This is a genomic window from Streptomyces longhuiensis, from assembly GCF_020616555.1.
GTDB lineage: Bacteria > Actinomycetota > Actinomycetes > Streptomycetales > Streptomycetaceae > Streptomyces > Streptomyces longhuiensis.
In genome coordinates this window covers 738,280-757,702 of record NZ_CP085173.1, presented here as the reverse complement: position 1 = coordinate 757,702, position 19,423 = coordinate 738,280, and the positions used below count along the sequence as shown (strand labels likewise).

Below are 19,423 nucleotides of genomic sequence, written 5' to 3'. Positions count from 1 at the left end.
CGCCCAGGCGTGGTCACCGATTCCGAAGGGTGCACCCGTCGTTGAGGAACCGCGGCGCGCCTGGCTCCGGGGTCAGGCGGTGTTGCAGTTCGGTGCGGAGGGCGATCCCGTAGAGCGACTCGAACGTGCCGACGCCCTCGAAGCTCAGCTCAGCTCAGCCCCGCCCGGGGCCGTCGCGTCGTCCAGCGCGGGGCGGTTCGAAGAACAGCGAGGGGCAGTGCCGTCGACCTTCGGCCGCTCTATGGCGCCCGAAGTGCTGCGGACTGCCCCTCACCGTTCTCTGTCATCACTCCGGGACCGGCGTCACCGTTCCACCGACCACCACAGGCCTGGGGCCACTCGCTCGGCGCCGCGTTGCGGGGCTCACACGCGGCCCGACCGGTCGGGACTGAGTTCCGCGTCCCGTTCTGATGTCGACGTCTTCTCGGCGGAGGCGAAGCGGCTGTTGTGGCGGCCCCAAAGGAAATAGATGGCCAGACCGGCGGCCATCCAGGCCAGGAACCGGGCCCACGTGATGGTCGGAAGACTGAGGATCAGCACCACGCAGAGCACGGTGCCCAGAACGGGGACGAACGGTACCCAGGGGGTGCGGAAGCCTCGGGGCAGGGAGGGTTGGGTGCGCCTGAGTCGTAGGACGCCGAGGCAGACGATGATGAAGGAGAAGAGCATCCCGATATTGCCCAGTTCGGCAAGGTCGTTGATGGGTAGCAGCGCGGTCATGAGCGCCACCGCGATACCCAGGGGCCAGACGATCCGGCGGGGGCTGCGGGTGACCGGGTGCACGTGCGCGAACCATTCCGGAAGCAGACGGTCGCGGCTCATGGCCAGGAAGACCCGGGACTGACCCAGCATCATGATCATGACGACGGTGGTGAGTCCGCAGATCGCGCCCAGGCCGATGATCCGGGTCGCCCAGTGGGCGCCCACCGCCTGCAGCGCACCGGTGATGGGCGCGGCGTTGTCGAGCTTGGTGTAGTTCTGCATGCCCGTGACGACCAGCGCGACGGCCACGTAGAGCAGCGCGCACACCGCGACCGTGGCGCTGAGCGCGCGGGGCATGGTGCGGCGCGGGTCGCGGGCCTCTTCCGCGCCGGACGCCATGATGTCGAAGCCGGAGTAGGCGCCGAAGATGATGGCCCCGCCCGTGAGCACGCCCGCCGCGCCGAAGCTGGCGTTCAACCCGAGGCCGAGCCTGCTCAGGATCGGCTCCTGCCAGAATCCTCCGCTCTCGGCGGCTGACTTGGCGGCCGGGATGAACGGCGACCAGTTCGCGGCGTCCAGGTGCTGCACCCCGATGACCAGGAACAGGGCCACGGCGGCCAGTTTCACCAGCGTCATGGCCATGTTGATCCGCGCGGTGGTGCGGATGCCCGAGGCCAGGATCGCGGTGAGGACGAGTATGACGAGCACCGCGGGAACGTTCACGGTCGCGGTCGGCCCGGCGATGGCCGATGGCAGGTGCACCCCGAAGGTGCCCAGGAAGTCGGTGAAGTACTGGGACCAGCCGGTGGCCACCGCTCCGGCGCCCATGGTCATGTCCAGGATCAGGTCCCAGCCGATGATCCAGGCGACGAGTTCGCCGAGTGAGACGTAGGCATAGGTGTAGGCACTGCCTGCGACCGGGACCGTACTGGCGAACTCGGTGTAGCACAGCGCGACCAGGAAGGTGGCCACGGCGCCGAGCAGGTAGGACAGCACGATGCCCGGCCCGGCGTAGCGGGCGGCGGCGGTGCCGGTGAGGACGAAAATTCCGGCTCCCACGGTGACGCCGATACCCATCAGCGTCATCTGGAGCGGGCCGAGTGCGCGGGTGAGCCGGGTGGTGCCGGCGCCGGCTTCGGCCATGGTGGCTTCGATCGACTTTCTGCGCGTCATGGCGTCCCTGTGGGGGTGAAGTGGTGCACGGTCTGGGGGGCGTCAGGGGTGGAGCACGTCGCAGCGGTCGGCGAAGTCCTGGTAGTCGGCAGGGGTGTTGTACAGATGGGCCGACAGGCGAAGGAACCCACGGCCGCGCCAGGTGGTGACGGATGTGGCGCAGGCGTGGCGGTCGGCGATGGCGTGCTGCAGCGCGTGTGCGGCGTCCTGGTCGGCGGCGATGCCGTGGGGGAGTGGGACCAGTCGCATGGTGGGAGCTGGTTCAGGGGGAAGCCCGTCGAGGCTGACACCCCATCGCTCTGCGAGGTACCGCTGGGCGTAGTCGGCGAGAGTGGACATGTGGGTCCGGGCTGCGTCCCAGCCGTAGCGGTCCTCGATGAGGTCCAGCGCGTGGGGGGTGGCCAGCCAGGCGGCCAGGTCCAGTGTGCCTTGCTGGTCGAAGCGCTGCGGGTAGTCGTCCGGGGCGCCCCAGGAGTCGATCGGTGGGTGCAGCCGCTGCCGATCGGCGGAATCGGCAGGCTGAGCGACCAGCGCTGCGGTACCGCGCGGGGCGCAGGGCCATTTGTGCAGGTTCCCGACCCAGTACGTGCCCTCAAGGCCCCGCAGCGGCTCGGCGAGCATGCCGGGTGCGTGCGCGCCGTCGATCAGCAGTGCGATGCCGCGTTCGAGGCAGTCCGCGGCGATCTGCTGAACCGGCATCAGTCGGGCGGTGGCGGAGGTGATGTGGTCCACCACGACCAGGGTCGTACGGTCGTGTGCGTCCACCGCCGCGCGCATCAGTGCCGCGCTCTGCTCGGCGTCCGCGTCCAGCGGGATGTGCACGGTGTCGACCTTGGCGCCGGCCCGTGCCGCATGTCGCCGCACCGCCATGTCGACGGCGCCGTAGGCGTGGTCGGTGACCACGATCCGTTCACCCGCGCGCAGCGGCAGCGAGGACAGCACGGCCGTGACGCCCGCACTCGCGTTGGGGACCAGCGCCGTCGCCTCCTGCGGTGCGTGCAGCCAGTCGGCGATGGCGCTCCGGGCCTGCGCCACGCGTGCAGGCAGGTGGCGGAACCATGCGACCGGGTCGCGCTCGGCCTCCTCGCGCAGTTCCTGCTGCCGGGCCCCGGTCGCCGACGGCACCGCACCGAAGGATCCGTGGTTGAGGTGTCGTACCGCTGGGTCGAGTGACCAGTCGTCCAGCGCCGGGAGGCCGTCCGGCCGGAGTACCGGTTCCGGCGCGAGGGGACGGAGGTCCGCCTGAGGCATGTCGAGGTTCCCTCAAAGTTGTCCGATGAGTTCTCTGGGCAGTGGGAAAGTAGCAGCATCGATACGCGCGATGGAATGGATATGGCGCAGAGTCATACGATGACTTGGGGGCGATAGTCTCGCCACGCAGAGAAACGGGGGAGCGGATGGCTGCCAAACAGGACGTAGTTGCCCAGCTCAGGGGGCTGATCGCCTCCGGAGAGCTGACGCCCGGTCAGAAGCTGCCCGCGGAACCCGCGCTCTGCGATCAGCTCGGAGCCTCCCGCGGCTCGCTGCGCGAGGCCGTCCGCGAGCTCGAGGCGCTCGGCGTGCTTCAGGCCCGGCACGGCTCCGGCACCTACGTCTCCCAATTGCGCCCGGCCGAGATGATGCGAGGCTTCGCCGCCACCGTGGACCTGGTCCCGCTGGACGGCCTCCTCGAACTCGTCGAGATCCGCCGCGTCCTGGAGTCCCACGCGGCCGGGCAGGCCGCAGCGCGCGCCACGGCCGAACTCGACGTCGAGCTGGCCGAGTTGCTCGCAGCCATGGAGCGCGAGACCGACCACACCGCGCTGAGCGATCTGGACGCCCGCTTCCACCAGCGGATCTGCGACGCGGGCGGGAACGAGTCACTTGCCGCACTGGTCGAGGTGTTCCGCTCGCGCGGAAGTCACTACGACATTTACTCGATCGAGGAGGTCCGCCGGGACAGCGACAAGGGCCACCGGGCTATCGCGGCGGCCATCGCGGCACGCGACCCCATGGCGGCCGCGCTCGCCGCGGGAGCGCACATCACCCACACCCAGGACTGGCTGCGCCGCTTCCGTCCCCGGCCGCACTGACCGCTCGCCGTGCGGTCGACACCTGCCCTCTGAACGGTCGGCAACTCCGGCAGATGCGGTCGGATCCGGCACGCCGTCTTGAGCGTCGGCGCTGCAGAGATAGCGCGCAACGGCCCGGCTCGCCGCGATCACAAGGTGATCCGGGCTGTCCTGGGGGGAGGGGCCGTCAATGATGCTCGCGGGCTGATGCATGATCACATCCCCGCCGCGGAGAGATGATTGCTGATAGGGCGCACGGCGCCCACTGGGTGGTCCTGCCATCGGCTCAGGCCAGAACCAGCAGTGGCTGTCGGGCGTCCACCCGGTCGCCGATGTGGACCAGCAGCTCTCGACGGTGCCGTCTGCGGGTGCCTCGATGTGGTGGCCCACGCCTGGCACGGCGCCTTGCCGTACTGCCGCGTTCCGCCGCGCCGGTCGAGCGCTCACGACGAGGACGGTGCGGCGTTCTGCAATGTGCCGCGCCGCGTTACGTCCTCCGGCTGATCCGCATGAGCAGACGGGCCCGGGCCTGGGGGGCAGTTCCGGCAGGAGGGGTTGTGGGCGGCCGACGAGCAGTATTACGATCCGAACCGGTTCGGATCGTAATGACGGCGTCCACCGAGGGGACCTCACATGCATGTCACCGGCTTTGATCATCTCGTGCTCAACGTCGCCGACGTCGAGCGGTCGCTCGCCTTCTACTGCGGCCCACTCGGGCTCGCCGGAGAGCGAGTCGAGGAGTGGCGTGCCAAGAAGGCGCCGTTCCCGTCGGTGCGAGTGAGCGCCGGGACCGTCATCGATCTCGTCCAGCGAACAGAGGGGGCGGTGGGAAGGGCGGCCAACGTGGACCATATCTGCCTGGTCGTGGAGCCGCTCGACTGGCAGGAAGTCGTCGACTCGGGGACGTTCACCGTCTTGGAGGGTCCCGTGCCGCGCTGGGGCGCCCGCGGCTCCGCGCAGTCCGTGTACGTGCGGGACCCGGACGACAACACTGTCGAGCTGCGCTGGTACCCGCAGGACGACCGGCGGTGAGCCCCACCGGCGGCCGGCCGCGCGACCCGTCGATCGGGGCGGCGGTGCTGGCCGCCACCATCGAGCTGCTGGGCGAGGACGGCTACACGCGCTTCTCCTTGGAGAAGGCCGCCATCCGGGCCGGCACCACCAAAGCGGCCATCCGGCGCCGCTGGCCGGTGCGGCAGCGGCTGGTCATCGACGCCCTCGCCTCGGTACTCGTCACCCCGCCCACCCCCGACACCCACTGCACCCGCTGCGACCTCCAGCAGAGCGTCGAACTCCTTGCCGAGGCACTGGACACCAGACTGCCGCCGGGCGTCCTCGCCCCCCTGGTCGCGGAATGTGCCGCCGACCTGGAGCTCCACCGCCATCTGCTGACCGCCCTGGTGGAACCCAGTCGATCCGCCGCCGAGGTCGCGGTCCGACGCGCCGTCGACCGGGGCGACCTGCGCCCCGACACCGACCCCGGCCTCGTGGTGGACCTGCTCGCGTCCGCCGTCTACCAGCGGGCTCTGCTCGGCACCGCCCCTCTGGACCGGGCGGCCGCCCGCCTGCTGACCGACCTGCTGCTGCGCGGTGTCGCCGTCGACTTCGACCGGCTCGTCGAGATCAGCCGGATGCCAGCCGCCCACCGCCATCCCCACTGAACCCGGCCCCATCAAGAGCGGTGCCTCAGCAGGCTGCCCTGCATCGCCCGCCTTTCGCGGTGGCGAGAGCCCTTCCACGCTGTCCGATGCGGCGCCTCTGGCCTTCTGAGACGCGGGCGAGTCGGCACACGTGAGCTCCGCGATCGGTGCGAGATCAAGGCGAGTTGGGTTACGCGCGCGAAGCTCGGGTTGAGGTTGAGGTTGAAACTGCGGGCGGGGAGGGGCAGGACCGGACACGTGAGGGAGCAGGACATGGGAAGCAATCGGCTCGGGAAGACCGAAGTGCATGTCACGGAGCTCGGCTTCGGTGGAGGTCCACTCGGTGGGCTCTACACGCCGTTGGACGACGAGACCGCCGCGAGCGCCCTGGAAGCGGCCTGGGACGGCGGGATCCGCTACTTCGACACCTCGCCGCACTACGGAATCGGGCACTCCGAGCGCCGCACCGGCGATCTGCTCCGCCACAAGCCGCGCGAGCAGTTCACGCTGTCGACGAAGGTCGGCCGACTGTTGGAGTTGTATGCGAAAGCTCGGCGGCGGTCCTGCTCCCACCGGCCAGTTGCCCTGCCCTGAAGAGCGTGCACCGGCCGGTCGTTGGATGAGGCTGGAGCAGAGAACGGCACGGGCCTGGAGTATCCGGATCGGCCCGAACAGGGCCGGTACCACGCCGAATTGAACTCCGAGCTCGGGTGGTTGACGGCTAACGTGTCCAACGCCCGGGGAACTGCGCGGAATCGGAGAGCGTGTTGACGGAACGGTCTAACGGACATCGCCCCACACTTGAGGACGTAGCGCGCCGGGCAGGGGTGTCGAAGTCCACGGTGTCGCGTGCGATCAACGGCGAGCCCAAAGTGCGCGCCTCGGTCGCGGAACGCATCCGACAGGCAGTGGACGAACTCGGCTACGTGCCCAACCAAGCCGCCCGAAGCCTGGTCACCCGCCGGAACAACGCCGTCGCCGTCGTGGTCACCGAACCGCAGAACCGGCTCTTCGTCGACCCGTATTTCGACTCCCACCTGCGCGGCATCCGGCAGGAACTCGTCCACCAGGGCGCGCAGCCAGTGCTGTTGTTCATCGAGGAGCCGGACGACTATCCGCGCGTCGGAAACTTCCTGGGCGGCGGCCACGTAGATGGCGCCCTGCTGTTCTCGCTGCGCACCGACGATCCTTTGCCCGCCATGGTCGAGCACATGGGCCTGCCCGCTGTCTTCGGCGGACGCCCCGCGATCGGCTCCGGCCACCGCAGTCACACCTACGTCGACGCCGACAACCGCGGCGGAGCCAGGGAAGCCGTCCGGCATCTCGTATCGCTGGGACGCCGACGGATAGGAACCATCACGGGCCCGCTCAACCAAGCCTCCGCGATCGACCGCCTCGACGGCTACCGGGACGTCCTCCTCGACGCCTCACCCCAACTCATGGCCGAGGGCGACTTCACGTTGCAGGGCGGTGCCGAGGCCATGGCCGTGCTCCTCGACCGGTGCCCGGACCTGGACGCGGTCTTCGTCGCATCGGACCTCATGGCCTCCGGAGCCCTGCGCGAACTGCGGGGACGCGGGCGCCGCGTACCCGATGACGTCGCTGTCGTCGGCTTCGACGACCTGACGACCATCGCCGAGGCAACGGAGCCGCCGCTGACCACGGTGCACCAGGACATTGAGGACATGGGCCGCCTGATGGCTCGGCTGCTGTTCAAGCGAACATCGGGCGAGCTCGAGTCGCGAGACGGAAGCCATCCGCTGTCTTCCGTGGTCACTCCGACGCGCTTGGTCGTGCGGAAGTCCGCTTGACTGATCGTCTAGTGCCGCATCAGGCAACATTCGCACCGTAGTTGGGCCCCTGCCTGTCGATGGCTTCGGACGCTGGCGATAATCAAGCGATGAGCGCCATCGATCGTCCTATGCCGCCCCTGAACGCCGACGAGCGCACGACGCTGGAAAGCTGGCTCGACTTTCACCGCACCACACTCGCCATGAAGTGCGAGGGGCTGGACGATGAGCAGGCCGCCGTCGCATCCGTGCCGCCGTCCGGCTTCACATTGACCGGCCTGGTCCAGCACATGGCGGAGGTGGAACGGAATTGGTTCCGTCGCGTGTTCGCCGGGGAGCATGCTCCGCCCATCTACGACCCGCAGGCCGACCCGGATGGCCCCGACGGTGGTTTCGATGTGGCTGCGGGCGCCACCCTGAGCGACGCCCTCGCCACCTGGCACGCGGAGATCGCCCGTGCCCGTGAGCACTGCGCCGGCCGTGCACTGGCCGATACGGGTCGCTTCATGGAGCAGGACGTCAACCTGCGCTGGATCTACGCCCACATGATCGAGGAGTACGCCCGCCACAACGGCCACGCCGACCTGGTCCGGGAACGCATCGATGGCACCACTGGCGTGTAGTGCAGGTTCACAGGCAGCGCTGGCCCTGGCGACGACGGCGCGTAGACGCTGGTCGTCGGCGTGGCGGTTTCGCCAGATCCCCTGCTGCTACGCGGCGGGAGGCGAGGTCGCGGTCCGTTGGCCCGTGTCCGGGAGGCCTCTGGCCGGTCAGCCGCGGTTCTTGCGGCGCTGGGCGGCCGAGGGGGCCTGGGAGCGCAGACGGTCGCGGATGGCGGTGAGGCTGGTGGCGAGGGCGTCGAGTTGATGATCGTCGAGGACGGAGAGCATGCCCTTGTCGACGACATCGAGGTGGCCGGGCAGACCGCGAGCGAACGTGTCGCGTCCCGCGTCGGTGATGACGGCGATCACGGATCGTTCGTCGTCGGGGGAGGGACGCGCTGGATGAGTCCCGCTTTCTCCAACTGTCCGGCCTGGTAGGTCAGGCCGCTTCGGCTGTGGACGGTGCTGTCGGCCCTTGTGCTGCTCGAACGTGACCCATCGTGAGGGCGCGCTCCAGAGTTGTTGCGAGCTGCCGCACGCACTGCGGCGCCGGCCGGCCCGTTCTGGATGATCACTCGCAAACTGTCGTGCGGCGGGCCGTCGGCTGGGGCGTTGCCGGGTAGCTCATGGCTTCGGGGCGGGCCAAGAGGGTCTCGTGGTCGTGGGTGAGGCGGTCTGCTCGACCTGGTCGAACAGGTAGAGCGGCTGGGTGCCGGACACAGGGTCTGGAGGCTGACTGCGGTGACCGGCGCCGCAATGAGGGCGCCGGCCGTGTCGATCGCGATGCTGCGGTTGCGTCCCATGATCTTCTTGCCCGCGTCCGTGCCCTGGCTCATGAGTGGGGGCTGTGGGTGAGTTAGAGGCTGCGGGCGGTGATGTCGCCGTGGGCGGTGGTGGCCTGGATGTTCAGGCCGGCGGTGGCGCCGTCGGTGTTCTTCAGGGTGTTGTGGATGCGTCCGTAGGCGGTGCCGGCGTCTAGGGTGGCGGAGGTGCCGTTGGCGGCGCCGATGGTGATGTCACCGGACTCGGTGCGCAGTTCGACGGTGCCGGTGGTGGCTTCGGTGATGTTCAGGTCGCCCTTTTGGGTGCTGATGTGTGCGGGGCCGGTCAGGCGGCCGACGTGGATGTTTCCGGCCTGGAGGGTGATGCGGGCGCTCGCGGTCTCGTCGAGCTTGACCGGTCCCTGCGCGCCGTCGAAGGTGACGTCGCCGAGGCGCCCCACACCGCGCAGTTCGGTGGCGGCGGTCTTCGCCTCGATGTGGGAGCCGGCGGGCAGCTGGACGGTCACTTCGACGGATCCGGAGTTGCCGAGGATCCGGTTCTTCGCGGCGGCTGCCTCGATGCGCAGGACTCCGTCGGCGTAGGCGACCGTGACCTGTTCGGCGGCCTTGATGTCGCGGGTCTTGGACTTGTCGGTGGGCAGGATCTCGACGCATGTGTCGGTGCGGTCGGCGGCGATGAACTGGATGCGTCCGGCGGGGATGTCGAGGACGGCGGTGACGGGGGAGGGGGTGTCGAACTTCTGCATGGTGTGCTCCTTGAATCCGTTGTTTCTGATGGGCGAAACGCTACGTTGCATTCAAGGATCGAGCAACAGTCTTGTTGTGTAAGAACCCTATAACTGCAGGTGATTGCCGAGATTTCATTGCAATGGCCTGGACTCTAACGCAACATCCCGCCTCCTTATTGTTGCAATGGAATGGGAGTGAACGCTATGGGTGTCACGTCAGACACCGACCCGAGCGTCAGACAGTCGAACGCGAGTGTCGGGTACGGACGCCGGGGGCGATGCGGAAACCGAAAGGACAGGGAGAGTGGAGGGCCGGGGACGGGCCCACACAGCTAGGGCTTCCGCCCTGTAGTCATCCGGTTCGACAAGGGGGCGTACGTCTTCCACGGCACCGTGACCGCCGGTGCGATGGCACCGTGACCGCCGCTGCGATCCCCCTCTGGCTTCGGCCGCGACCTGCCGGACAGTCGCGCAGTCGCGCCAAAGGCTCCTCGTCCTGGTGCCTTGCATTCGCGAAGGTTTGCGTTGATCGATCGTCAACGGAACGTTGATCGCAGCTGCCTAGCGTTTCTGGCGCATTGATCTCCGACAAGCGGCGAGGTGAAGTACGCATGCTGTTCCGCACGCGAGGCAAAGACAAGGTCTCTTCCTTATCCACCGGGGCGGACGCGCCCCGGCGGAGGACCGCGGTCATGGCCGGGGTGCTCGTGAGTGTGTCCGTGGTGGCGTTGGGGACCGCTGCCGCGGCATCGCAGGGTTCGGGGGAGCCGACGAAGCCCGCTGCGCATGCGGCTCCGAGGGCCGACTCGGCGCGTGAGCACTGGCAACCGCCGACGGTCCGGAGCGATGGCTCCGAGGACCCGCATCCAGGCGAGATCAACACCGCCTACCTGATCAGTGAAGTATCCCCGGCTCAGTTCAGGGGCTACTGGTACCAGTCCCATGTCAAGGGGGTCAGCGTCACGTGGGTGGCGCCCTCGGGACGGGACCCGTACAACGGCTGGGACTGGATCGAGATCCAGGACAGCAACGGCAAGCGCGTCACGTGGGACTGGGCCTGCGGCAACGCCAACTGCGGCGCGTACGGCTCGACCCTGATCGACGCGAACCTGACGAAGGGCGCGGAGTACAAGGCCCTTTACTACAGCGACGGGGGCCGGGTCACCAAGGGCACCCTGCAGGCCGAGTTCGAGTTCTGGGCCTGACATGGGAGGCGCGGACGAGATGACGCGAAGGATGGAACGGACCGAGCGGACCGAGCGGACCGAGTGGACCGAGCGGACCGAACGGCCTGAACGCGGCACGGTGCGGCGGCGGTTGGTCAGCGCGGCTGTGGTGGTTTCGGTACTGGCGGGCACCCTGGGTGCGGGAGGGGCGGTCACCTATGGCGCACCGGCCCGGACCGAGCAGGACCACAGCGCTCGGGTCCAGCCGCAGCCCCAGGGGCAGGCGCAGCCGCGAGCAGTGACGGATGACGAGGATTTCGCCGACATCTACACCCGCACGGTCGCGAACATCCGCAACGCGTTGCTGGGGGACGAGAGCGTCCGTCGGCCCGGCGCCGGTCACCTGATCCAGAACCCCGACCCAAACGCCTTCCAGTCGATCAACATCGGACGGTTCACCGAGGACGAGTTCATCCTGGGCGGTATGGTCCGAGCGGTCTTCCGCCGGTCCGACAGCTATCTGCTGGGGTTCTACGTGGAGAACAGGGACGCGAGCCGTCGGGTCTTCTACACGTTCACCGAGCAGGTGGATGGCCGCACGAGGGACATGGTCCCGGGCAGCGTCTACCCGGGCACCCGCAGGGAGCACTTCGGCTGGGGTGTCAACTACGGGAATCTCGCCGGAACCACGATCAGCCGGAGCCGCCTGCGGAATGCGGTGCGCGACATCTACCATCATGACCCGAACACGAGCACCCACACGCTGGAGACCGGAGTCGAGGCGCTGGCCGTGGCCTTGGCCGAAGGGGCACGGTTCCAGGCGATTCCCGCGTACATCGCTCAGGCAATCCGTGGCGGGAGGGACTGGGAGGTACGCCGCCACGCGGACGAGATCACGAGCTGGGACCAAGACTCCCAGGTTGTCATTCGGGCACGCGCCGCTGATCCGACGGGTAATCAGGAGGTGTGGCAGCAACGCCGTGAATACGCCTGGAACGGGGCCCGCGTGCTGCTGAGCGCGCTGGATCTGGCCCGTCGGCTCTACCTGATCAAGCCGCCGACGAGGAAGAGCTGACCTTCGCGGCACCACACAAGGTGCTCACCGGGAGCGGCTGCCGCCGTGCTCCACCGCGTGCCCGAAAATGTGCTGGTGCCACTGGGCCAGTGTCTCGCAGCGCACCGTGAGCATGTCGAACCGCGCGGACACCGTCCGGTTGCTCATACGGCACCCAACGGGACTCGTCGGGTCGTGGATGAGACCCGACGAGTCCCGTTGGATGCTAGGCCGCCGCGTCCTCCGGGAACTTCACCGGGTAGGCCTCGGCGAAGTCCGCGGACCGTCCGACGGCGCTCCACTTCTCGTCCTGCGCCAGCAGCCGCCGGTCCTGGGCGATTGACCCCTCCGACGCCATCGTGCCGAGGGCGAGGTTGGTCGGGATGTCGCGGCGCTTCGCCATCTGCACCAGGATCTCCGCAGCGCGCACCGGGTCGCCGGCCGGGCCCTCGGCGCTCTGCCTGATGCGTCGGTTGATGGCGCCGACGGTGCCGTCGTAGCCCTCGGGGACGTCGTGCACGGTCATCGAGGGGCCGGCCCAGTCGGTGCGGAACCCGCTCGGCTCGACGACCAGAACCCGGACGCCGAACGGCGCAGTCTCCACACGCAGTACCCGGCTGAAGCCGTCGATCGCGAACTTCGCCGCCTGGTAGGAGGCGATGCCCGGGGAGCCGCCGACGCGGCCGCCCATGGAGGAGAACTGGATGACCAGACCGCCGCCCTGCTCGCGCAGCAGGGGGATGGCCGCCTTGGTGACGTTGTAGACGCCCCAGAAGTTCGTCTCGAACTGGGCGCGGAAGTCCTCGTCGTCGGTGGTCTCGATCGGGGAGACGTTGGCGTAGCCGGCGTTGTTGACGAGCACGTCGATCCGTCCGAAGCGCTTCCTGGCCTCCTCCAGCGCCGCCTTCGCGGCCCCGGGGTCGGTCACGTCGAGCGCGATCGGGGAGATCCGGTCGCCGAACTCGGCGGCCAGGTCGTCGAGCTGTTCGGGCCGGCGGGCCGTCGCCGCCACGGTGTCGCCGGCCTCCAGGGCGGCACGGACGAGGGCGCGGCCGAAGCCGCGGGAGCAGCCGGTGATGAACCAGGTCTGCTGCGTGTTCTCGGTCGTGTTCTCTGTCATGCCATTTAGCGAAACACGGTTTCGTTAATAGTGCAACTCTGTTGCGCTAGCATGGGGCCCGTGGACACCACCGACTTCCAGCGCGCCCGGTCCCCGCAGGCCAAGCAGCAGCGGGAGGCCGCGATCTTGGACGCCGCGCGGGCCCTGGGCGCCGAGCACGGCATCCGGCAGGTCACGCTGACCGACATCGCCGCGGCCGTGGGCATGCACAAATCCGCGCTGCTGCGCTACTTCGAGACGCGGGAGGAGATCTTCCTGCGCCTGACCGCGGCCGACTGGCAGGAGTGGGCGCCGGTCCTGTGCGCCGAGATCGGCCGTGTCGCCGTCGGCGACGCGGCGGGCGTGGCCGCGGCCTTCGCCCGCACCCTCGCGGCCCGCGGCATGTTCTGCGACCTGCTCGCGCAGGCTCCGATGAACCTCGAGCGCAACGTCTCGGTCGGGGCGGTGCACGAGTTCAAGCTGGTGACCCTGACCGCGGTCGACGCGATCGTCACCGCGGTCCGCGCGCGGCTGCCGGAGCTGATCGAGGCCGACGGCGTGGACCTGATGGCCGCCGCGACGTCGATGGCCGGCTCGTTCTGGCAGATCGCGACGCCGGGGCCGGAGATCGCGGCGCTGTATCGCGGCGATCCTCGGCTGGCGCACGCGATCGTGGACGTGGAGCCGCGGTTGGCGCGGATTCTGACGGCGATGTTGGAGGGCATCGTCGCGGGGCGCTGAGGTGGGGCCTCGTGGTGGGTCGAGGAGGCCAGGCCGGCGGTGCCCACAAACGCTGCATCACCCACGCCCACTGGCTCGGCGGTCTCCTGTTGGCCCCGGCACGGTCAAGAGGGCGCAGGCGGCTTCTCGGCGTTCCTGGTGTCCGCTGGTGCCCGGAACGGGGACCTGGCCAGTGACCTGGATGGACGGGCATGCCGATGCGCGGGTCGCCGAGAGACGTCTGACCGGCCTGAGGGTGGACGGCCACGCACGCGTGTCTCGTCTCGAAGCTCCGCAGCGACCGGTTGTGTCTGCGCACCCCTGGAAAACGAGGCGACGAAAACGGAGTTCACCTGGGTTCCCTGAGACGTACCGCGGTCGCATCAACGCAAGTACGCAGGTAGTCGCCCTTGCGCCGGGCGAGTCGGCAAGCGCACAAGATTTTCGCGCTGACGGGCAGATGGTGCGAACTGATCCGGGTGTTGCCCGTGACCGCGAGAACCTGGACGGCACGCGTCAGTCGACCCAATCCTCAGAGTGTCGATGCCGGTCCAACCCCACGGTTGAGAACTCGTCCATTCCAGCGCTTGCCACTACCCCCAATCGCCGCAGTGCTTGAGAGATGGGACTGCCGTCCACCGGAAGGGGCTGACACTCCGCCACATGGAGCGGTCCCAGCACGATGGTGCCGCCATCCCACACGGCAGCCCGCTGCTCGCCCACGCCGCCGAAGTATTCAGCTTCCACGTAGGCCACCGGCCCAGCGGCTGACCAGGCAGCGAGGGTCTTCTCGAACCCTCCCGGCAACCGCCAGAACCCCAAATCGCCTGCACCGCTGCCGTCTGCGACGGAATCGAACAGGTCGTCCGTCATCGGCATCAGGGACAAACCCTGTCTGATCGACGTCAGCTGAGCCGCGGGCAGGTCTCTCGCCGCGACACTCAGCGCCCTCGCGTCGGCGATCACTGCTTTGAGGTCGTAACCCATCCCCGTACCCCCTCCAGATCAGAGATCCCATCTTGGCGCACAGGACGAAGGTGCAGCCTGTGCGCACCGCCGTCCTGTACCGCCAGGCCTCCAGTGGGTTCTCGCCGGAGCATCATTTCGATCCATCGAACCTGCTGAGAACGACGCGACGGCATCCACGAACCCCCTCGGCTGCCCACCTGCTTCATCACTCACCACTGACCGCCATGCCGTACGTCTTTGTCAGAAACCCATAGGCGGCCGTCTGTTGTGCTGCAGACCTCCCGCGCCGACGCCCTGCGCCCGTATTGGAGGAGCGTGATGAGGCAGTTGCTGCAGCGAGGGATCGTGAGGTGACCGTTCTGCCGCCTGGATGGCATGCGTGCGAGTGGCCGGTCAGGGCCGGTTGTCGGGAGTCGGGCAGGGCAGTTGCTGGATCATTTCGAGGGTGGATACGGTGCCTGGTGTTGTGCTCCTGCGAGGCAACCGCTCTGCCATTCGTCCAGGTACGGGGCTTGGTAGAAGAGTTCACCGCAGGTCTCCCGGGCGTCGTCGGACGTCATCGTCTTGCCCGCGCCGGGGACTTTCTGCCCTGCCAGGTATCCGTCCCGGTAGACATCAGTGCGGCTTTCGCCATGGTTGGCTTTGCTGTGGCCGCTCGTGGCTGTTGCGTTGCCGACGCCGTAGCCCGCCGCGAAGACAACGAGGACTGCTGTGGCCGCGCCGATCGCGAGCCGGACTCTGGGTGTCGTGAATGGGCGGCTTGGTGCATCGTCCTTCGCGGGCATTCGGTCTCCTCGGGTGGCGCCGCTGGGTTGATCAGTAGTCTGACGGCGGGCTCCGCGCGTGTCTGCTGCTTTTGCACTCCGCTGGTTCCTGAGGGCGGTGTTCGGGCCTCGGTGACCGGGGCCGGAGGGAGTTCGGAGCTGGTCGTTGAACGACAAGCCGGCGGTGCGGGTGGCGGCGGCCGTGACTGGATCCCCTTGGAACGGGGAGCCTGGGGGCCGGTTCGGGGTTGCCGTTCGGGCGGGGCTTGTTCGTCCGTTTCGGCCGGGTCCGAGGGGAGTGACCTGGTCAGTGAGGGTGAAGTGTGTCCAGTTCGGGTGCTCGGGTGTGCTTCGCCTTCTTTGGGCCGAAGGCCGTACCGCAATCGGCTGATCGAGCCCGTCGGACGACGGCGAGCAGATCCGGCGAGAGCGATGACGGCCGCTACGCTGTGCGGGTTTCGCGGCCGCCTGCACAGTTCTGCTCACGCCGGATGGCCATCGCCCGGCTTCGTCCTGGATGCTCTTGCAAGGCGGAGCGAAAGGACGGCCATGATGCGCGTGCTGACGTGGAATCTGTGGTGGCGATTTGGCCCTTGGGAACAACGCCGCAAGGCCATTCTTTCGGTGCTGGGCGATGTCCGACCCGACGTCATCGGTCTGCAGGAGGTATGGGCCTGCGGTGGAGAGAACCTTGCAGGGTGGCTGGCGGAGGACCTTGGCATGCAGTGGATTTGGGCACCGTCACGTGCGCCGTATCGGTGGCAGAGACGGCTCGGCGATTCAACGGTCGGTATCGGCAACGCTGTTCTGAGTCGTTGGCCCATCGTGGAGCAAGACACGGTGGAGTTACCTGCCGAGGAAGGCGACGATGACGGCCGCGTGGCTCTCTATGCACGTATAGATGCCCCCACACACCAGGTGCCGTTCTTCACTACCCACCTCACCTCGGCCGTCCATGCTTCGGCGTTGCGCTGCCGGCAGGTCAATGTGCTTGCCGAGTTCGTCACGGGGCATCTTGGTGGCACTGGCTTTCCGCCCGTTGTCACGGGAGATTTCAATGCATGGCCGGACTCGGACGAGGTACGGCGGTTCGGTGGCTACAAGACGGCTCCCGCCGTCCCCGGCCAGGTCTTCTTTGACGCGTGGGAGTACGCGGATCCGGCACAGCCGTCAGCTACCTGGAACGCGGCCAATCCGTTCGTCGCGGCCGGATTCGAGCCAAGCGTCCGGGTTGACTACATCCACATCGGCATGCCAGGACCTGATGGTCTTGGCTCGGTCAGCTCTGTGCGGCGCGTTGGTGACGAACCTGTGGACGGTGTCTGGCCTTCCGACCATGCCGCGGTCCTCGCAGATCTGAGAGGTCCCGCAGACCTGCATGGTGTGTCCTGACGGGCATGACGGGACGGCCCTTTAACCCTGTATCGGGCAGTGGGTTGATAGCGCCCTACGTTTTTTCTACGGGCCGATCGAGCCACTCGTATGGTTCTGTCACCCGGGGGCGCTGGGTGTGGCTGTGATGGCGCTGCCGCTTGCGTGGCTGAAAGAGCTTGGCCGCTCAGCGCCCCGCGACGACTCGACCGCTCATTGGGATGCGCGAACAAGATCGCTGGGTAGGGCCACGACGGCGAGGTCGTCTGCGGGACAGCTGCACATCGAGCTCGCGGAGGAACCATGAGCCCTGTCTGGGCTGGCGTTGACGCAGGTAAGACACATCATCACTGCGTCGTAATAGGCAGTGACGGCGACAGGATCCTGTCGCGCCGAGTCCTGAACGACGAGCCAGAGCTCATGCAGCTCCTCGCCGACGTGCAGGCCCTGGCCGACGAAGTCACATGGGCGGTGGACCTTGCAGACGGCGGCGCAGCCCTGCTCATCGCGCTACTGATCAACCACGACCAGCACCTCCTCTACATTCCTGGCCGCACGGTTCATCGTGCTGCTGGCGGATACCGAGGTGAAGGCAAGACGGACGCCAAGGATGCGGCGATCATCGCCGACCAGGCCCGGATGCGACATGACCTTCACCCCATGCGCGTCAGGGACGAGATCTCCGCCGAGCTCAATCTGCTCTGCGCGCGCCGTGCCGACCTGGTGGCCGATCGCACCCGAACCGTCAACCGGCTGCGAGGACTGCTGACCGGCATGTTTCCTGCGCTGGAACGCGAGTTGGAGCTCACCAACACTGGTCCACTCATGCTGTTGACCGGCTATCAGATTCCGGCAGCATTGCGCCGAATCGGAGAGAAACGCCTGACCAGCTGGTTACGGAATCGAAAGGTCTACAAGGCCGAGGACCTAGCTCGGGCCGCGGTGAGTGCTGCAGAGCGGCAACACACGGCGCTCCCTGGAGAGAAGATCACTGCCTCGCTCGTACACACTCTCGCCACCGAAGTGTTGTCCCTGAACACGCAGGTCAAAGACGTCGATCGGCAGATCGAAGCCACCTTTCGTCGCCACGAGCAAGCCGAGGTAATCGTCAGTCTGCCAGGCATCGGCCCGCTCCTCGGAGCCGAGTTCCTCGCGATCACCGGGGGTGACATGGGCTCGTTCGGAAGCGCGGATCGGCTGGCAGGCGTCGCCGGCCTGGCTCCAGCGCCACGAGATTCGGGCCGCGTCAGCGGTAACCTCCATCGGCCCCGGCGCTATCACCGAGGACTCCAACGCGTCTTCTACATGTCGGCGCTCAGTAGCCTACGTTCCTGCGACGAATCAAGACGCTTCTACGAACGCAAGCGCGCCGAGGGCAAGCGGCATACACAGGCCGTGCTGGCTCTCGCTCGCCGACGCGTCAATGTCCTGTGGGCTCTATTGCGTGACAGAAGGCGCTACGAACCAGCTGCCACTCAACTCGCTCTCACAGCTTGACAATTCCTATTGGGAAGCTCTTTGAATCTGATCCCGAGTACGCGGCCATGCCCGCGCTCATCGACTCCACTGGACGCGTGCCCGACGGCAACAACCACGGCTGAGCGATCCGCTTCGACGCCGACGGGCTGCCGCCGGTAGCGGCCTGCTGGTCGGGCAGGCTCTACACGCTGCCGGACCGCCGTTTACTCCGATAGACCGTGTCTGTGAGGGAGATGAACGGCACGGGGTGGGGTCGGGGCGTTCGCTGACGTGAGCTGACCGGAGGCGCCGTTGCCGTGCTCCTGGTCGCCGAGTGGGAGTTGGGTCCGTCGTTTCCGTGGTTGGCGAGCGGCCTGCTGGAGCATGAGCGAGCGTCCGTTGTGGGAGGACTTTCCTATATGAGGGGGGAGAGGTCACGCTGGCCGGAAGTGGGTGCGGATGTCTGGGACGGCAAGGCGCCCCATCCCGGAGAAGACCGACAGCCAGGCCGCTGGCCTGCGCACGGGTTCGCACGGCGGATGCGTGCTGCGTCGATCTCGGTCGTCAGGCAGACGGCGCGACCGTTCGGGGCTTGCTCGTCATCACTGCAACCGTGCGGCGCAGGGGAACCATGAACGCGACGACGAACAATCCGAAGAAGGTGATGGGTAACAGCCAGACAAGCTTCGCGGGATCGTCCTGCAGCCAGTGCCGGTTGGCCCACCAGTTCCCGCTGACATCCAGCACCATCACGGCGCCTGCCAGCCGGCCCCCTTCCCGCCGCACCAGTCCCACCAGCACGGCAACCAGCGGATCGAGGAACACCAAGCTGACGAAGAACACCTGCAGGGGACCTGGAAATGATGCGTAGGCATGGATGCCGCCACGGGCCAGGTCGAGAACGTGGGCGCAGAATCCTTCGAGGAATCCGATCAAGTGGACCGCGCGAACCCATCTCGCCCACAACGGCTGTCCGCCCCACCGCCGCCGCAGTTCAAACCCCACGACGCCACCCTAGACGAGTCCCACACCTTCGGGGCCCCCGAGACGGCCTCCCGACCGGCAGGGGAGTGAGGCCAGTCTTCTGCTGTCAGAACATGGCTGGGGGATTGCGAAGTGAGGCCAACTCGGGCTGTTCTCGCGGCGCGCCGACAGAAGCGAGTGAGGCTCTCTCTCGACGGCAGGGCTCGATACGGCCTCCTTCGACTCAGACCTCCCCCGTCCCCGCCCGGTCCGAAACCGGACTTGCGGCGGGCCCAGGTCCACCCCCCTAAGTACGGTCCGCATCTCCCGCCGCGGAGACGGCTGTTGCCGCCGCGAAACTCACGAAGCCTCCCTGCGCGCTGCGGGCGCC

20 protein-coding genes are annotated in these 19,423 nt (G+C 67.8%); 11 read left to right on the top strand and 9 right to left on the bottom strand.

All coding sequences use genetic code 11. The features are described from left to right. Positions 1-363: 363 nt before the first annotated feature. Positions 364-1,875, bottom strand: coding sequence for an amino acid permease (locus LGI35_RS03660; protein ID WP_227292312.1), 1,512 nt, complete (start codon positions 1,873-1,875; stop codon positions 364-366). A gap of 42 nt (positions 1,876-1,917) precedes the next feature. After that, the gene (locus LGI35_RS03655; protein ID WP_227292310.1) at positions 1,918-3,126 is read right to left on the bottom strand and encodes an aminotransferase class V-fold PLP-dependent enzyme; all 1,209 of its coding nucleotides are present in this window, start codon (positions 3,124-3,126) and stop codon (positions 1,918-1,920) included. Between the two features lie 146 nt (positions 3,127-3,272). On the opposite strand from LGI35_RS03655, the gene LGI35_RS03650 reads away from it, so the two are divergent. The 6 genes from LGI35_RS03650 to LGI35_RS03625 all read left to right on the top strand — a co-directional run bounded on the left by LGI35_RS03650 (position 3,273) and on the right by LGI35_RS03625 (position 7,979). After that, a complete protein-coding gene (locus LGI35_RS03650) occupies positions 3,273-3,947 on the top strand; it encodes a FadR/GntR family transcriptional regulator (RefSeq protein WP_227292309.1) in 675 nt (224 codons plus the stop codon). A gap of 612 nt (positions 3,948-4,559) precedes the next feature. Further along, positions 4,560-4,958 carry a VOC family protein gene (locus LGI35_RS03645; RefSeq protein ID WP_227292307.1) on the top strand — a complete coding sequence of 133 codons (399 nt, stop codon included), beginning with the start codon at positions 4,560-4,562 and terminating at the stop codon, positions 4,956-4,958. Continuing rightward, positions 4,955-5,587 (top strand): TetR-like C-terminal domain-containing protein, encoded by a 633-nt coding sequence (locus tag LGI35_RS03640; protein ID WP_227292305.1) that lies wholly within the window; start codon positions 4,955-4,957, stop codon positions 5,585-5,587. The genes LGI35_RS03645 and LGI35_RS03640 overlap by 4 nt, the downstream gene beginning before the upstream one ends. Positions 5,588-5,839: 252 nt before the next feature. Then, positions 5,840-6,160: an aldo/keto reductase gene (locus tag LGI35_RS03635; RefSeq protein WP_341483342.1), complete on the top strand. Its 321-nt coding sequence runs from the start codon at positions 5,840-5,842 to the stop codon at positions 6,158-6,160. Positions 6,161-6,333: 173 nt separating this feature from the next. After that, positions 6,334-7,377: a LacI family DNA-binding transcriptional regulator gene (locus tag LGI35_RS03630; RefSeq protein WP_227292303.1), complete on the top strand. Its 1,044-nt coding sequence runs from the start codon at positions 6,334-6,336 to the stop codon at positions 7,375-7,377. An 89-nt stretch (positions 7,378-7,466) separates the two neighbouring features. Continuing rightward, positions 7,467-7,979: a DinB family protein gene (locus LGI35_RS03625; protein ID WP_227292301.1), complete on the top strand. Its 513-nt coding sequence runs from the start codon at positions 7,467-7,469 to the stop codon at positions 7,977-7,979. Positions 7,980-8,126: 147 nt separating this feature from the next. On the opposite strand, the gene LGI35_RS03620 is transcribed toward LGI35_RS03625, so the two are convergent. After that, positions 8,127-8,327, bottom strand: coding sequence for a hypothetical protein (locus LGI35_RS03620; RefSeq protein WP_227292299.1), 201 nt, complete (start codon positions 8,325-8,327; stop codon positions 8,127-8,129). Between the two features lie 487 nt (positions 8,328-8,814). Then, positions 8,815-9,486, bottom strand: a complete 672-nt coding sequence (locus LGI35_RS03615) for a DUF4097 family beta strand repeat-containing protein (RefSeq protein WP_227292298.1) — start codon at positions 9,484-9,486, stop codon at positions 8,815-8,817. A gap of 674 nt (positions 9,487-10,160) precedes the next feature. Between LGI35_RS03615 and LGI35_RS03610 the strand changes: the two genes are divergently transcribed. Next, on the top strand, positions 10,161-10,673 hold the full coding sequence (locus tag LGI35_RS03610) for a hypothetical protein (RefSeq protein ID WP_227292296.1): 513 nt from the start codon (positions 10,161-10,163) through the stop codon (positions 10,671-10,673). Positions 10,674-10,704: 31 nt separating this feature from the next. Further along, positions 10,705-11,709: a ribosome-inactivating family protein gene (locus LGI35_RS03605; RefSeq protein WP_227292295.1), complete on the top strand. Its 1,005-nt coding sequence runs from the start codon at positions 10,705-10,707 to the stop codon at positions 11,707-11,709. Positions 11,710-11,733: 24 nt separating this feature from the next. Here LGI35_RS03605 and LGI35_RS46030 read toward each other — a convergent pair whose 3' ends face one another. Then, positions 11,734-11,856 carry a hypothetical protein gene (locus LGI35_RS46030; RefSeq protein ID WP_264484661.1) on the bottom strand — a complete coding sequence of 41 codons (123 nt, stop codon included), beginning with the start codon at positions 11,854-11,856 and terminating at the stop codon, positions 11,734-11,736. A gap of 58 nt (positions 11,857-11,914) precedes the next feature. After that, positions 11,915-12,808, bottom strand: a complete 894-nt coding sequence (locus LGI35_RS03600) for an SDR family NAD(P)-dependent oxidoreductase (protein WP_227292293.1) — start codon at positions 12,806-12,808, stop codon at positions 11,915-11,917. Positions 12,809-12,859: 51 nt separating this feature from the next. Here LGI35_RS03600 and LGI35_RS03595 point away from each other — a divergent pair, with 51 nt between their 5' ends. After that, positions 12,860-13,528, top strand: a complete 669-nt coding sequence (locus LGI35_RS03595) for a TetR/AcrR family transcriptional regulator (RefSeq protein WP_423835678.1) — start codon at positions 12,860-12,862, stop codon at positions 13,526-13,528. 495 nt (positions 13,529-14,023) lie between these two features. On the opposite strand, the gene LGI35_RS03590 is transcribed toward LGI35_RS03595, so the two are convergent. Further along, positions 14,024-14,494: a hypothetical protein gene (locus LGI35_RS03590; protein ID WP_227292288.1), complete on the bottom strand. Its 471-nt coding sequence runs from the start codon at positions 14,492-14,494 to the stop codon at positions 14,024-14,026. Between the two features lie 416 nt (positions 14,495-14,910). Then, positions 14,911-15,261 (bottom strand): hypothetical protein, encoded by a 351-nt coding sequence (locus LGI35_RS03585; RefSeq protein ID WP_227292287.1) that lies wholly within the window; start codon positions 15,259-15,261, stop codon positions 14,911-14,913. Between the two features lie 531 nt (positions 15,262-15,792). Between LGI35_RS03585 and LGI35_RS03580 the strand changes: the two genes are divergently transcribed. Then, positions 15,793-16,632 carry an endonuclease/exonuclease/phosphatase family protein gene (locus LGI35_RS03580; protein ID WP_227300186.1) on the top strand — a complete coding sequence of 280 codons (840 nt, stop codon included), beginning with the start codon at positions 15,793-15,795 and terminating at the stop codon, positions 16,630-16,632. Positions 16,633-16,914: 282 nt separating this feature from the next. Then, on the top strand, positions 16,915-18,108 hold the full coding sequence (locus tag LGI35_RS03575; protein WP_227292286.1) for an IS110 family RNA-guided transposase: 1,194 nt from the start codon (positions 16,915-16,917) through the stop codon (positions 18,106-18,108). Between the two features lie 525 nt (positions 18,109-18,633). Here the strand turns inward: LGI35_RS03575 and LGI35_RS03570 are convergent. Then, on the bottom strand, positions 18,634-19,074 hold the full coding sequence (locus LGI35_RS03570) for a hypothetical protein (protein WP_227292283.1): 441 nt from the start codon (positions 19,072-19,074) through the stop codon (positions 18,634-18,636). Between the last annotated feature and the right edge of the window lie 349 nt (positions 19,075-19,423).